16 protein-coding genes are annotated in these 14,504 nt (G+C 53.4%); 15 read left to right on the top strand and 1 reads right to left on the bottom strand.

From position 1 onward, the window contains the following. Positions 1-304 precede the first annotated feature (304 nt). Entirely contained in the window at positions 305-1,258 is a 954-nt protein-coding gene (gene rluC, locus Q5705_00250) for a 23S rRNA pseudouridine(955/2504/2580) synthase RluC (GenBank protein WLI77036.1), read from the top strand. A gap of 102 nt (positions 1,259-1,360) precedes the next feature. On the opposite strand, the gene Q5705_00255 is transcribed toward rluC, so the two are convergent. Then, on the bottom strand, positions 1,361-1,945 hold the full coding sequence (locus Q5705_00255; protein ID WLI77037.1) for a nucleoside triphosphate pyrophosphatase: 585 nt from the start codon (positions 1,943-1,945) through the stop codon (positions 1,361-1,363). Between the two features lie 141 nt (positions 1,946-2,086). Between Q5705_00255 and yceD the strand changes: the two genes are divergently transcribed. The 14 genes from yceD to ptsG all read left to right on the top strand — a co-directional run bounded on the left by yceD (position 2,087) and on the right by ptsG (position 14,458). Then, positions 2,087-2,608, top strand: a complete 522-nt coding sequence (yceD, locus tag Q5705_00260) for a 23S rRNA accumulation protein YceD (GenBank protein ID WLI77038.1) — start codon at positions 2,087-2,089, stop codon at positions 2,606-2,608. 16 nt (positions 2,609-2,624) lie between these two features. Then, positions 2,625-2,798: a 50S ribosomal protein L32 gene (gene rpmF / locus Q5705_00265; GenBank protein WLI77039.1), complete on the top strand. Its 174-nt coding sequence runs from the start codon at positions 2,625-2,627 to the stop codon at positions 2,796-2,798. Between the two features lie 79 nt (positions 2,799-2,877). Continuing rightward, positions 2,878-3,966: a phosphate acyltransferase PlsX gene (plsX, locus tag Q5705_00270; GenBank protein WLI77040.1), complete on the top strand. Its 1,089-nt coding sequence runs from the start codon at positions 2,878-2,880 to the stop codon at positions 3,964-3,966. Between the two features lie 6 nt (positions 3,967-3,972). Next, a complete protein-coding gene (locus tag Q5705_00275; GenBank protein ID WLI77041.1) occupies positions 3,973-4,926 on the top strand; it encodes a beta-ketoacyl-ACP synthase III in 954 nt (317 codons plus the stop codon). Between the two features lie 17 nt (positions 4,927-4,943). Then, entirely contained in the window at positions 4,944-5,873 is a 930-nt protein-coding gene (gene fabD, locus Q5705_00280) for an ACP S-malonyltransferase (GenBank protein ID WLI77042.1), read from the top strand. A gap of 12 nt (positions 5,874-5,885) precedes the next feature. Further along, positions 5,886-6,620: a 3-oxoacyl-ACP reductase FabG gene (fabG, locus tag Q5705_00285; protein WLI77043.1), complete on the top strand. Its 735-nt coding sequence runs from the start codon at positions 5,886-5,888 to the stop codon at positions 6,618-6,620. Positions 6,621-6,774: 154 nt separating this feature from the next. Beyond that, positions 6,775-7,011 carry an acyl carrier protein gene (gene acpP, locus Q5705_00290; GenBank protein ID WLI77044.1) on the top strand — a complete coding sequence of 79 codons (237 nt, stop codon included), beginning with the start codon at positions 6,775-6,777 and terminating at the stop codon, positions 7,009-7,011. Between the two features lie 90 nt (positions 7,012-7,101). After that, positions 7,102-8,343, top strand: coding sequence for a beta-ketoacyl-ACP synthase II (fabF, locus tag Q5705_00295; GenBank protein ID WLI77045.1), 1,242 nt, complete (start codon positions 7,102-7,104; stop codon positions 8,341-8,343). Positions 8,344-8,453: 110 nt separating this feature from the next. After that, complete coding sequence (pabC, locus tag Q5705_00300; GenBank protein ID WLI77046.1) at positions 8,454-9,263, top strand: aminodeoxychorismate lyase; 810 nt, start codon at positions 8,454-8,456, stop codon at positions 9,261-9,263. A gap of 2 nt (positions 9,264-9,265) precedes the next feature. Next, on the top strand, positions 9,266-10,288 hold the full coding sequence (yceG, locus tag Q5705_00305) for a cell division protein YceG (GenBank protein WLI77047.1): 1,023 nt from the start codon (positions 9,266-9,268) through the stop codon (positions 10,286-10,288). Next, positions 10,278-10,919 (top strand): dTMP kinase, encoded by a 642-nt coding sequence (tmk, locus tag Q5705_00310; protein WLI77048.1) that lies wholly within the window; start codon positions 10,278-10,280, stop codon positions 10,917-10,919. The genes yceG and tmk overlap by 11 nt, the downstream gene beginning before the upstream one ends. After that, positions 10,916-11,920, top strand: coding sequence for a DNA polymerase III subunit delta' (gene holB / locus Q5705_00315; protein WLI77049.1), 1,005 nt, complete (start codon positions 10,916-10,918; stop codon positions 11,918-11,920). Before tmk ends, holB begins: the two co-directional genes overlap by 4 nt. A 10-nt stretch (positions 11,921-11,930) precedes the next feature. Beyond that, positions 11,931-12,725 carry a metal-dependent hydrolase gene (locus Q5705_00320; GenBank protein ID WLI77050.1) on the top strand — a complete coding sequence of 265 codons (795 nt, stop codon included), beginning with the start codon at positions 11,931-11,933 and terminating at the stop codon, positions 12,723-12,725. Positions 12,726-13,024: 299 nt separating this feature from the next. Next, entirely contained in the window at positions 13,025-14,458 is a 1,434-nt protein-coding gene (ptsG, locus tag Q5705_00325; protein ID WLI77051.1) for a PTS glucose transporter subunit IIBC, read from the top strand. Positions 14,459-14,504: the final 46 nt, after the last annotated feature.

Genomic DNA, 14,504 nt, shown 5'->3' on the forward strand with positions numbered 1-14,504 from the left:
ATACGTCTTACGCCATTGCTGCGTGTATGATCGGACAGGCAAAACTGGTCATTCCGCTCATTTACTTGTTTTAGCAAAATTCAACACGGAAAACGGCAACATTATTCCTTGCCAACCCTGTTATAGCAAGCTGACTTTTACCATTTATCACCCGGTTACTCACAGTTTTTTCACCTTTGACCGGTGATTGGTTTAATAACCGCCGAATCAACTGTGTCAAACCGTGTTTACCGGATGCGAATGTAAATATAAGCATAGAAAAATGAGTGGCGCTAATCATCGCGCCTATTTAGAATCGCCTCCCATGAAAACTGAGACACCATCCGTAAAATTTGTTGCTATCACTGCTGACGAAGCGGGGCAACGCATCGATAACTTTTTGCGTACGCAATTAAAAGGCGTACCGAAAAGCATGATCTACCGTATTTTGCGCAAAGGCGAAGTACGAGTGAATAAAAAACGCGTAAAACCAGAATATAAACTGGAAGCCGGCGATGAAATTCGCATTCCACCTGTGCGCGTAGCCGAAAAAGAAGACGAGGCGGTTTCACCGCACCTGCAAAAAGTTGCTCAATTAAGCGATGTTATCCTCTACGAAGACGATCATATTCTGGTGCTGAATAAACCCTCCGGCACAGCGGTGCATGGTGGTAGCGGTCTGAGTTTTGGCGTTATCGAAGGTTTGCGCGCGTTGCGTCCTGAAGCCCGCTTCCTTGAACTGGTGCATCGCCTCGATCGCGATACGTCCGGCGTGCTGCTGGTGGCAAAAAAGCGCTCGGCGCTGCGTTCGCTGCATGAGCAACTGCGCGGTAAAGATATGCAGAAAGATTACCTGGCGCTGGTGCGCGGACAGTGGCAGTCCCATGTCAAAGTGGTGCAGGCTCCGCTACTGAAAAATATTCTGCAAAGCGGTGAACGCATTGTGCGGGTCAATAGCAAAGGCAAACCCTCGGAAACGCGGTTTAAGGTGGAAGAGCGCTATGAGTTCGCGACGCTGGTGCGTTGCAGCCCGGTAACCGGACGTACACATCAGATTCGCGTGCATACGCAACATGCCGGGCATCCGATTGCCTTTGACGATCGCTATGGCGACCGCGAATTTGATAAACAACTGGCATCAACCGGCCTGTCGCGTCTGTTCCTGCACGCAGCGGCGCTGAAATTTACCCATCCGGGCACCGGTGAGACGCTGCGCATTGAAGCGCCCCTTGATAACGCGCTGAAACACTGCCTGAACGTGCTGCGTAACGCCAAATAAGGTTTTCCCCTCCTGAGCAGGAGGGGAGACGTTTAAGGTTTGAGTCCCCTTATCCCGGCGTACTTTCTCAAAAGCTTCCAGCAAACTGCTTTCGTTAAAGTATTAGCTTAATAAAGGGTTACATTGCTCGCGTCTGAGCATTTGACACAGAGCGATCAGCGGTAAACCCACCAGAGTATTCGGATCGCGTCCTTCAAGGCGTTCAAACAGTGCGATGCCTAAACCTTCGCTTTTGAAACTGCCTGCGCAATTGAGCGGGCGCTCTTTACGCACATAATCGTCAATTTCTTGCTCATTTAAATGACGAAAATGAACGTCAAAGGGTTCGCATTCGGTCTGAAGATGACCGGTTTCTGAATTAAACAGCGCCAGGCCCGTATAAAAAGTGACAATATTTCCGCTCGCTTTTATAAGCTGTTGGCGTGCATTTTCTTCCGTATGAGGTTTGCCGGTAATTTCCCCGTTGAGCACGCACACCTGATCGGAACCAATAATCAGATGTTGCGGATATTTTTGTGCCAGTGATTGCGCTTTCTCCCGGGCGAGGCGCAGCACCAGGTGGCGTGGTGCTTCACCTGCATGAGGTGTTTCGTCTGTTTGCGGTGCGGCGCATTCAAACGGTAAACCGAGTTTTTCCAGCAGGGTGCGGCGATAAGGTGACGTTGAAGCAAGAATAATAGGCAACATATTTTTTCCACCAAATATGGCTTAACCATGACAGGCAAATTAAACTGTAGGCCGCAATGTGTGCGAATTATTGGCAAAAGGCAACCTCAGGCTGCCTTTTTCTTTGACTCTATGACGTTACAAAGTTAATATGCGCGCCCTATGCAAAAGGTAAAATTACCCCTGACTCTTGACCCGGTTCGTACGGCTCAAAAACGCCTTGATTACGAGGGTATCTATACCCCCGATCAGGCTGAGCGCGTCGCCGAGTCTGTAGCCAGCGTAGACAGTGATGTGGAGTGCTCCATGTCGTTCGTTATCGATAACCAACGTCTTGCGGTATTAACCGGTGATGCGAAAGTTACGGTATCGCTCGAGTGCCAGCGCTGCGGGAAACCGTTCACCCATCAGGTTTACACAACGTATTGTTTTAGTCCTGTACGTTCAGACGAACAGGCTGAAGCACTGCCGGAAGCGTATGAGCCGATTGAGGTTAACGAATTCGGCGAAATCGATCTACTGGCGCTGGTTGAGGATGAAATCATTCTCTCCCTGCCTGTAGTTCCGGTGCACGATTCTGAACACTGTGAAGTGTCCGAGGCGGACATGGTCTTTGGGGAATTGCCTGATGAAGCGCAAAAACCAAATCCATTTGCCGTATTAGCCAGCTTAAAGCGTAAGTAATTGAGGAGTAAGGTCCATGGCCGTACAACAGAATAAACCAACCCGTTCCAAACGTGGCATGCGTCGTTCCCATGACGCGCTGACCGCAGTCACCAGCCTGTCTGTAGACAAAACCTCTGGTGAAACCCACCTGCGTCACCACATGACCGCCGACGGTTTCTACCGCGGTCGCAAGGTTATCACTAAGTAATCGCGCGCAAGCGTGATGAAGCTTAGTGAGGATTTCCCCGCGTAAGCGGGGATAGACCGAACCAGGCTGCGACGATACCTTGACACGTCTAACCCTGGCGTTAGATGTCATGGGGGGGGATTTTGGTCCCTCCGTGACAGTGCCTGCAGCTTTGCAGGCACTGAATTCTAATTCGCAACTCAACCTTCTTTTAGTCGGCGATCCCGACGCCATCACGCCATTACTTGCCAAAGCTGATTTCGAGCAACGCTCCCGCTTGCTCATTGTCCCTGCACAGTCAGTTATTGCCAGTGATGCGCGCGCGGCGCAGGCGATCCGCAACAGTCGTGGCACATCGATGCGCGTAGCGCTTGAGCTGGTCAAAGAAGGGCGCGCCCAGGCTTGCGTAAGCGCAGGAAATACCGGTGCGCTAATGGGGCTGGCGAAAATGCTGCTCAAGCCGATTGAAGGCATTGAGCGTCCGGCGCTGGTGACGGTATTGCCGCATCAGCAAAAGGGCAAAACCGTCGTGCTGGATCTCGGCGCGAATGTGGATTGCGATAGTACTATGCTGGCACAGTTCGCCGTGATGGGGGCAGTAATGGCGGAAGAGATCCTTGAGATAGCTAATCCGCGCGTAGCCTTGCTCAATATTGGTGAAGAAGAGTCCAAAGGTCACGACAGTATTCGCGACGCCGCAGCGCTGCTACGGTCTGTTCCAACGATGAACTACATTGGTTATCTGGAAGCGAATGAATTATTAACCGGTAAAACGGATGTACTGGTTTGTGACGGTTTTACGGGAAACGTCACATTAAAAACAATGGAAGGTGTTGTCAGGATGTTTCTTTCGCTGCTGAAATCGCAGAGCGAAGGGAAAAAAAGGTCGTGGTGGCTGATTTTATTGAAGCGCTGGTTACAAAAAAGTCTGATAAAGCGATTCAGTCACCTGAACCCCGACCAGTATAATGGCGCCTGTCTGTTAGGATTGCGCGGCACTGTGATTAAGAGCCACGGTGCAGCCAATCAGCGAGCATTTAGCGTCGCGATTGAACAGGCAGTGCAGGCGGTGCAGCGGCAGGTGCCACAACGGATTGCCGCTCGCCTGGAATCTGTGTACATACACGCTGTTTCGTCCGTACAGAACAACGAAAATCAGAACGTATGTATATTACCCAAGAGTGACTGAGCGCACATGTATACGAAGATTATTGGTACCGGCAGTTATCTGCCAGAGCAGGTTCGAACAAACGCCGATTTAGAAAAAATGGTGGACACCTCTGATGAGTGGATTGTCAGCCGCACAGGGATCCGTGAGCGTCGTATTGCTGCGGCACACGAAACTGTCTCGACCATGGGCTTTGAGGCCGCTAAACGCGCGCTGGAAATGGCCGGCATCGATAACGATCAAATTGGCTTAATCATTGTTGCGACGACATCCGCAACACACGCTTTTCCGAGCGCGGCATGCCAGATCCAGAACTTGCTGGGCATCAAAGGCTGTCCGGCATTTGATGTAGCAGCTGCCTGCGCGGGCTTTACTTATGCGCTGAGCATTGCCGATCAATACGTTAAATCTGGCGCAGTGAATTATGCGCTGGTGATTGGTTCCGATGTGCTGGCTCGTACATTGGATCCTGAAGATCGCGGTACGATTATTCTTTTCGGCGACGGTGCAGGTGCTGCGGTGCTGGGAGCCTCTCAAGAGCCCGGTATTATCTCAACGCATATGCACGCTGACGGAAGCTATGGCGAGCTGTTAACGCTGCCGAACCTCGATCGTGTTAAACCGGAAAATTCGACCTGGCTGACGATGGCCGGTAACGAAGTGTTTAAAGTTGCAGTTACCGAACTGGCACGAATTGTTGATGAAACCTTAGAGGCCAACAATCTCGAGCGCAGCGAACTGGATTGGCTGGTGCCGCACCAGGCGAATCTGCGCATTATCAGCGCGACGGCGAAAAAACTCGGCATGTCGATGGATAATGTGGTGGTAACACTGGATCGCCACGGCAATACCTCTGCGGCCTCTGTTCCCAGCGCACTGGATGAAGCGGTACGCGATGGGCGCATTAAACCTGGACAGTTGGTGCTGCTTGAAGCATTTGGCGGCGGGTTTACCTGGGGTTCCGCGCTGGTTCGTTTCTAAGTATTAAGGATAAAAAGATGACGCAATTCGCATTTGTGTTTCCGGGACAAGGTTCCCAGACCGTAGGTATGCTGGCCGAAATGGCCGCAAGCTTTCCGGTTATCGAAGAGACCTTCCGTGAAGCTTCAGACGTGCTGGGCTATGATCTCTGGACGCTGGTGCAGCAAGGCTCGGCAGAAGAATTGAATAAAACCTGGCAGACTCAGCCGGCGCTTTTGACCGCATCCGTTGCGCTGTGGCGCGTATGGCAGCAGCAGGGCGGTAAAGCGCCTGCACTGATGGCAGGGCATAGCCTTGGCGAATATTCTGCGCTGGTTTGCGCAGGCGTGATTGCCTTTGCAGATGCGGTCCGTTTGGTTGAATTGCGCGGCAAATTTATGCAAGACGCCGTACCGGCAGGCACTGGCGCGATGTCAGCGATTATCGGTCTTGATGACGCTTCTATTGCAAAAGCCTGTGAAGAGTCTGCCGAAGGGCAAGTCGTCTCTCCGGTCAACTATAACTCGCCGGGTCAGGTAGTGATTGCGGGCCATAAAGAAGCCGTTGAGCGTGCAGGGGCAGCCTGTAAAGCGGCGGGAGCGAAACGCGCACTGCCGCTGCCGGTAAGCGTGCCATCCCATTGCGCGCTGATGAAACCTGCGGCTGAAAATCTCGCTGCCGAATTGAAAAACATCACTTTTAACGCACCGCAGATCCCGGTTGTCAATAACGTGGATGTGGCGTGCGAAACGACGCCAGAAGCCATTCGCGACGCGTTGGTGCGCCAGCTTTATAACCCGGTGCAATGGACGAAGAGCGTGGAGTTTATGGCGTCGCAGGGCGTTGAGCACCTGTATGAAGTTGGTCCGGGTAAGGTCCTCACCGGTCTGACAAAACGTATTGTTGACACCCTGACCGCTTCGGCTCTCAACGAGCCGGTAGCCATGTCAGAGGCACTTGCGCAATAAAAGAGGAAAACCATGAGCTTTGAAGGAAAAATCGCGCTGGTTACTGGTGCAAGCCGCGGTATTGGCCGCGCAATTGCTGAGACTCTCGTTGCCCGTGGCGCGAAAGTTATCGGCACTGCGACCAGCGAAAATGGCGCGCAGGCGATCAGTGAATATTTAGGTGCTAATGGCAAAGGTCTACAGTTGAATGTGACCGATCCAGCATCTATCGAATCTGTACTGGAAAACATTCGCGCTGAATTTGGTGAGGTTGATATCCTGGTTAATAATGCCGGGATTACACGTGACAACTTGCTGATGCGCATGAAAGATGACGAGTGGAACGATATTATCGACACTAATCTTTCATCCGTTTTCCGTCTGTCAAAAGCGGTAATGCGAGCTATGATGAAAAAGCGTCACGGGCGTATTATCACTATCGGTTCTGTGGTTGGTACCATGGGAAATGCTGGTCAGGCCAACTACGCTGCGGCGAAAGCGGGTCTTATCGGTTTTAGTAAATCGCTGGCACGTGAAGTTGCGTCTCGCGGTATTACGGTAAACGTTGTTGCTCCGGGTTTTATTGAAACGGACATGACGCGTGCGCTGTCTGATGATCAGCGCGCGGGTATTCTGGCGCAAGTTCCTGCGGGTCGTCTTGGCGGCGCTCAAGAAATCGCCAGCGCGGTTGCATTTTTAGCCTCTGACGAGGCGGGTTACATCACTGGTGAAACCCTGCACGTCAATGGCGGAATGTATATGGTTTAATCACGATGAAAATTATTTGCGTTATTGGGGTGAAAAGCCTCAAAATAGCGTAAAATCGTGGTACGAACTGCCGGGATTTAGTTGCAAATTTTTCAACATTTTATACACTACGAAAACCATCGCGAAAGCGAGTTTTGATAGGAAATTTAAGAGTATGAGCACTATCGAAGAACGCGTTAAGAAAATTATCGGCGAACAGCTGGGCGTTAAGCAGGAAGAAGTTACCAACAATGCTTCCTTCGTTGAAGACCTGGGCGCTGATTCTCTTGACACCGTTGAGCTGGTAATGGCTCTGGAAGAAGAGTTTGATACTGAGATTCCGGACGAAGAAGCTGAGAAAATCACCACCGTTCAGGCAGCCATTGATTACATCAACGGTCACCAGGCGTAAGTGAACATCTCCAGGCGGTCACTCGACCGCCTGAGTTTTATCTAAGACATCCCACGACTTTCTTTTTTTATCCCTCCCTGGAGGACAAACGTGTCTAAGCGTCGTGTAGTTGTGACCGGACTTGGCATGTTGTCTCCTGTCGGCAATACCGTAGAGTCTACCTGGAAAGCTCTCCTTGCCGGTCAGAGTGGCATCAGCCTGATCGACCATTTCGATACTAGCGCCTATGCAACTAAATTTGCTGGCTTAGTAAAGGATTTTAATTGTGAAGATTTCATCTCGCGCAAAGAACAGCGCAAGATGGATGATTTCATTCAATATGGAATTGTTGCTGGCATTCAGGCCATGCAGGATTCCGGCCTCGAAGTCACAGAGGAAAACGCCCCCCGAATCGGCGCGGCGATTGGTTCTGGCATCGGTGGTCTCGGCCTGATCGAAGAAAACCACAGCTCCCTCGTAAAGGGTGGGCCGCGTAAAATCAGTCCGTTCTTTGTACCATCAACCATCGTGAACATGGTCGCCGGTCATCTGACCATCATGTTTGGTCTGCAAGGCCCCAGCATTTCGATTGCCACTGCCTGTACATCCGGCGTGCATAACATCGGTCACGCGGCACGTATCATTGCCTATGGCGATGCAGACGCAATGCTGGCTGGCGGTGCAGAAAAAGCCAGCACCCCGCTCGGTGTGGGTGGATTTGGCGCAGCGCGCGCCCTTTCCACACGTAACGATAATCCGCAGGCCGCAAGCCGTCCGTGGGACAAAGATCGTGACGGCTTTGTTCTCGGCGACGGTGCAGGCATCATCATGCTCGAAGAGTATGAGCACGCGAAGAAACGCGGCGCGAAAATCTACGCTGAGATCGTCGGCTTTGGTATGAGCAGCGATGCCTACCATATGACGTCTCCGCCGGAAAATGGTGCAGGTGCAGCAAGGGCAATGGTCCACGCCCTGCGGGACGCGGGTATTGAGCCGGGTCAGATCGGCTACGTTAACGCACACGGCACTTCCACACCGGCAGGTGATAAAGCGGAAGCGCAGGCGGTGAAATCCGTCTTCGGTGAAGCTGCTCACAGCGTAATGGTCAGTTCGACCAAATCAATGACCGGCCACCTGTTAGGCGCGGCGGGTGCGGTAGAGTCAATCTTCTCCATTCTTGCGCTGCGCGATCAGGCCGTGCCGCCAACCATCAACCTGGATAACCCGGATGAAGGTTGCGATCTGGACTTTGTGCCGCACGAAGCACGCCAGGTCAGCGGTATGGAGTACGCTCTGTGTAACTCCTTCGGCTTCGGTGGTACCAACGGCTCGTTGATCTTCAAAAAAGTCTGATCATTCTGCTGCACAAAGGCCCGCTTGCGGGCCTTTTCTATTCAGTTTTATCCCCCTTGTTCCCGGCTTTTCATCCTGCCAAACTGTCAGGCCACGTATAAGGAGTCGCTATGTTCTTGATAAATGGCACAGAGCAGCAATGGCTTGCGGTCAATGACCGGGCGACGCAATTTGGCGATGGCTGTTTCACCACCGCACGCATTATTGACGGGCAAATCCAGTTTGCCTCTGCACATCTTGAACGCCTGCGTCTTGCTTGCGAACGCTTGCTAATCCCTTTTTCCGACTGGCAGCCGCTGGCGCAAGAGATGGCGGCGCTTGCTCAAGGGCGAGAAGATGGCGTCGTTAAAGCGATCATTTCACGTGGGGCAGGCGGAAGGGGTTACAGTGCGGCAAATTGTGCTGTTCCAACGCGAATTGTCTCCGTGGCGGCAAAACCCGCGCATTACGCGCGTTGGCAGCAAGAGGGTGTCACCCTGGCCCTGAGCGATATCCGGCTGGGCCGCAATCCCGCGTTGGCGGGCATTAAACATTTAAACCGTCTGGAGCAGGTATTAATCCGCACCGGGCTGGAGCAAACATCCGCCGATGAAGCGCTGGTGCTGGACAGCGACGGCTGGGTAACCGAATGTTGTGCCGCTAATATTTTCTGGCGACGAGGCAAAGACGTATTCACGCCGCGGCTTGATCAGGCCGGTGTCGATGGCATCATGCGGCAATATTGCCTGCGCCAGTTGGCATCTTCCGGTTTTACTGTTGTCGAAGTGAATGCGCCGCCAGAGGCGCTCAAACAGGCAGATGAAGTGATAATTTGTAATGCGTTGATGCCGGTCGTTCCCGTCCGTCAGTGGGCGGAACGGCACTGGGTTGCGCGTGATTTGTACCATTTTTTAGCCCCCCTTTGTGAGCACATAAATTAGTCATGAAAAAAATGCTACGCGTTGTACTTCTCATACTGGCCGTGTTGGTCATTGCGGCTGGCGCAGGCGCCTGGAAAGTTCGCCAGTTGGCCGATAGCCCGATCCTGATAAAAGACGAGACCATTTTTACCCTGCCGGCTGGCACAGGCCGTACGGCGTTGGGTGAGTTGCTGTATCGCGATAAAGTTATCAATCGCCCGCGCGTGTTTCAGTGGTTATTGCGCCTGGAGCCGGAGCTCTCGCATTTCAAAGCGGGCACCTACCGCTTCACACCAAAAATGTCCGTGCGTGAAATGCTGCAACTACTGGAGAGTGGCAAAGAGGCACAGTTCCCGCTACGCATGGTCGAAGGAATGCGTTTAAGCGATTACCTGAAACAACTTCGCGACGCACCGTATATCAAACACACGTTGAAAGATGACGACTATGTGACGGTAGCGCAGGCGCTGAAAATGGAACATCCCGGGTGGGGCGAAGGATGGTTCTGGCCGGATACCTGGATGTACACCGCCAATACTACGGATGTGGCGTTACTCAAACGCGCCCATCAAAAAATGGTGCAGGCCGTTGCCCGCGCCTGGGAAGGACGTGCTGAAGGGTTGCCCTACAAAGATCAAAACCAACTGGTGACGATGGCGTCGATTGTCGAAAAAGAGACGGCTGTCGCCAGCGAGCGCGACCAGGTCGCATCGGTATTTATCAACCGGCTGCGGGTCGGGATGCGGCTACAAACGGATCCGACGGTTATCTACGGGATGGGGGCGCAATATAATGGTAAGCTGTCGCGCGCGGATCTGGAAAAACCGACCGACTATAACACCTATGTGATTAGCGGCTTGCCGCCAGGGCCAATCGCCACGCCAGGTGAGGCCTCGCTGAAAGCGGCAGCACACCCGGCAAAAACGCCATATCTCTATTTTGTGGCCGATGGCAAAGGCGGACACAGGTTTAACACCAATCTCGCCAGCCATAACCGGTCAGTGCAGGAATATCTGAGAGTACTTAAGGAAAAAAATGGGCAGTAAATACATCGTCATTGAAGGGCTGGAAGGCGCGGGGAAAACCACGGCGCGTGATGTCATCGTTGAGACGCTTAAAGCGCTTGGCGTCGGTGAGATGGTGTTCACCCGTGAGCCGGGCGGCACGCTGCTGGCGGAAAAACTGCGCAGCCTGGTGCTGGATATCCGCGCCGTTGGCGATGAAGTTATCTCCGACAAAGCCGAAGTGCTGATGTTTTACGCAGCCCGCGTGCAACTGGTGGAAACGGTGATTAAGCCCGCGCTGTCTCGCGGTTGCTGGGTGATTGGCGATCGCCACGATCTCTCCACCCAGGCGTATCAGGGCGGCGGGCGCGGCATCGATCGCACCATGCTGGCGACCTTGCGCGACGCCGTGCTTGGTGATTTTCGCCCGGATTTAACGCTCTATCTTGATGTAACACCCGAAGTGGGTCTGAAACGCGCGCGCGCGCGCGGCGAGTTGGATCGCATTGAGCAAGAGTCGCTGGATTTCTTCAACCGTACTCGCGCCCGCTATCTTGAGCTGGCGGCGCAGGACCCCACCATTTGCACTATTGATGCCACCCAGCCGCTGGAAAGCGTGATTGCCGCTATTCGCCAGACTGTCACCGCCTGGGTGCAGGAGCAGGGCGCATGAAATGGTATCCGTGGCTGCGACCGGACTTTGAGCAACTGGTCGCCAGTTATCAGAGTGGACGCGGGCACCACGCGTTACTGATCCACGCGTTGCCGGGAATGGGCGATGATGCGCTGATCTATGCTATCAGCCGCTTTTTGCTGTGCCAGACCCCGCAAGGCCATAAAAGCTGCGGTCACTGCCGCGGCTGCGAGTTGATGCAGGCCAGTACGCATCCTGATTACTATCTTCTGGCACCCGAAAAGGGCAAATCCACGCTCGGTATCGATGCTGTGCGTGAAGTGAGCGAAAAGCTTTACGAACATGCGCGGCTCGGCGGGGCGAAAGTGGTGTGTATCCCGGACGCCGCGCTGCTGACCGATGCGGCGGCTAACGCCTTGCTGAAAACGCTGGAAGAGCCACCCGCACAAACCTGGTTCTTCCTTGCCTGCCGGGAACCCGCGCGCTTACTGGCGACGCTGCGCAGCCGTTGTCGTTTACATCATCTTGCGCCGCCCGCAGAAAATTACGCGAGTAACTGGCTATCACGTGAGGTGACAACGTCACAAGAAGCGATATTAACAGCGTTGCGTTTATCGGCGGGTTCGCCGGGCGCGGCGCAAGCGTTATTGCAGGACAATCACTGGACGCAGCGCCAGGCGTTGTGCCAGGCAACCGGTGCTGCGCTCACCAGCGGTGACTGGTTTGCCCTGTTACCCGCGTTGAATCACGACAACGTGGCCGAACGTTTGCAATGGCTCTCGTCGCTGTTTCTGGATGCATTGAAAATCCAGCAAGGCGCGACCCTGCTCAGTAATGTGGATTCCTGGGCGCTGGTGCAAAACCTCGCACAACAACTGCGAAGCGAAACCTTACATGCACTTCTGCATGCAGTATTTACCTGCCGTGAGCAACTGCTCAGCGTGGTTGGCGTTAACCGCGAGCTGCTGCTTACCGATCTATTATTAAATGTGGAACGTTACCTGCAACCTGGCGCAACGCTTCCCGTATCCCATCTATAAGAGAGACATTATGTTTTTAGTCGACTCGCACTGCCATCTTGATGGCCTGGACTACCAGTCTTTGCATAAAGACGTCGATGATGTGCTGGCAAAAGCCGCCGCGCGCGATGTGAAATTTTGTCTGGCGGTAGCAACTACGCTTCCGGGCTACCGTTCAATGCGGGAGTTAGTGGGCGAGCGCGATAATGTGGTTTTTTCCTGCGGCGTGCATCCATTGAACCAGGACGAAGAGTATGACGTCGAAACCCTGCGCCAGCTGGCGGCGGAAGAGGGCGTTGTAGCAATGGGCGAAACCGGTCTGGACTATTTCTACACGCCGGAAACCAAAGCGCGCCAGCAGGCGTCTTTCCGCAACCATATCCGCATTGGCCGCGAACTGAACAAGCCTGTTATTGTGCATACCCGCGAGGCGCGCGCCGATACGCTATCGATTTTGCAAGACGAGAAAGTGGCAGACTGTGGTGGCGTGCTGCACTGCTTTACCGAAGATCGTGAAACGGCGGGTAAGCTACTTGATATGGGCTTTTATATCTCCTTTTCCGGGATTGTGACCTTCCGTAACGCCGATCAGTTGCGCGATGCGGCGCGTTATGTGCCGCTGGATCGCCTGCTGGTGGAAACTGACTCGCCGTATCTCGCACCGGTGCCGCATCGCGGTAAAGAAAACCAGCCTGCCATGACGCGCGATGTGGCGGAATACATGGCCGTTCTGAAAGGTGTATCCCTTGATGAGCTTGCGCTGCAAACCACGCAAAACTTTGCCCGCTTGTTCCATATCGCGCCGTCCCGCTTGCAATCCGCCTGACATCACATCTTATTTTAGTACTCGTAATTAATAACCGATCAGAGTAAAGTTCACCGCCATAAAACGGGCGGTGACGGTTATTTTTTGTCCGAAATAGAGCGGCAATTGTAAGGCATTGTTAGTTTTATGGTTGATGCTGGCTGAAACGTGACAGTGGTCAAACAAACCTGAACCGATTTATTTTACTCTGTGTAATAAATAAAGGGCACTTAGATGCCCTTCCCACGGCGCGGTTCTCCCCCCGCGCCAATGCGCGAAAGCGTAGAAAAAAGCACTAATACTCAGGAGCACTCTCAATTATGTTCAAGAATGCATTTGCTAACCTGCAGAAGGTCGGTAAATCGCTGATGCTGCCAGTTTCCGTACTGCCTATCGCAGGTATCCTGCTCGGCGTCGGTTCGGCAAACTTCAGCTGGCTGCCAGAAGTGGTTTCCCACGTTATGGCCGAAGCGGGCGGTTCCGTTTTCGCCAACATGCCACTGATCTTCGCTATCGGTGTTGCCCTTGGCTTCACCAATAATGACGGCGTTTCCGCGCTGGCTGCCGTTGTAGCCTACGGCATTATGGTGAAAACCATGGCTGTGGTTGCGCCTCTGGTTCTGAATTTACCTGCGGAAGAAATCGCGGCGAAACACCTGGCGGATACCGGTGTTCTGGGCGGGATCATCTCTGGTGCGATCGCAGCGTATATGTTCAACCGCTTCTACCGTATCAAGCTGCCTGAGTATCTGGGCTTCTTCGCTGGTAAGCGCTTCGTCCCCATTATTTCTGGTCTGGCGGCGATTTTCACGGGCGTGATCCTCTCCTTCATTTGGCCGCCGATCGGTACTGCTATCCAGACCTTCTCTCAGTGGGCTGCTTACCAGAACCCGGTTGTGGCATTTGGTATCTACGGCTTCATTGAGCGCTGCCTGGTGCCGTTTGGTCTGCACCACATCTGGAACGTACCTTTCCAGATGCAGATTGGTGAATTCACCAACGCTGCCGGTCAGGTGTTCCACGGCGACATCCCGCGTTACATGGCAGGCGACCCGACTGCAGGTAAACTCTCTGGCGGCTTCCTGTTCAAAATGTACGGTCTGCCGGCTGCCGCGATTGCTATCTGGCACTCTGCTAAACCGGAAAACCGCGCCAAAGTGGGCGGTATCATGATCTCCGCAGCGCTGACCTCGTTCCTGACCGGTATTACCGAGCCGATCGAGTTCTCCTTCATGTTCGTTGCGCCGATCCTGTACATTATCCACGCGATTCTGGCCGGTCTGGCCTTCCCGATCTGTATCCTGCTGGGTATGCGTGACGGTACGTCGTTCTCTCACGGTCTGATCGACTTTATCGTGCTGAGCGGCAACAGCAGCAAACTGTGGCTGTTCCCGCTTATCGGTGCAGGCTACGCGGTGATTTACTACACCGTGTTCCGCGTGCTGATTAAAGCGCTGGATCTGAAAACACCGGGTCGTGAAGACGCCACCGAAGAGAACAAAGCTGGCGCGACCGGCGAAATGGCTCCGGCTCTGGTTTCTGCATTCGGCGGTAAAGAGAACATCACCAACCTGGATGCGTGCATCACGCGTCTGCGTGTCAGCGTGGCTGACGTAGCGAAAGTGGATCAGGCTGGCCTGAAGAAACTGGGCGCTGCGGGTGTGGTTGTTGCAGGTTCTGGTGTTCAGGCAATTTTCGGGACTAAATCCGATAACCTGAAAACCGAAATGGATGAATACATCCGCAACAACTAAGCCATAGTCTGGGGAGACTGAGGGAGCCTGATGGCTCCCTTTTTTA

It is taken from the genome of Kosakonia sp. H02 (assembly GCA_030704225.1).
Classification (GTDB): domain Bacteria; phylum Pseudomonadota; class Gammaproteobacteria; order Enterobacterales; family Enterobacteriaceae; genus Kosakonia.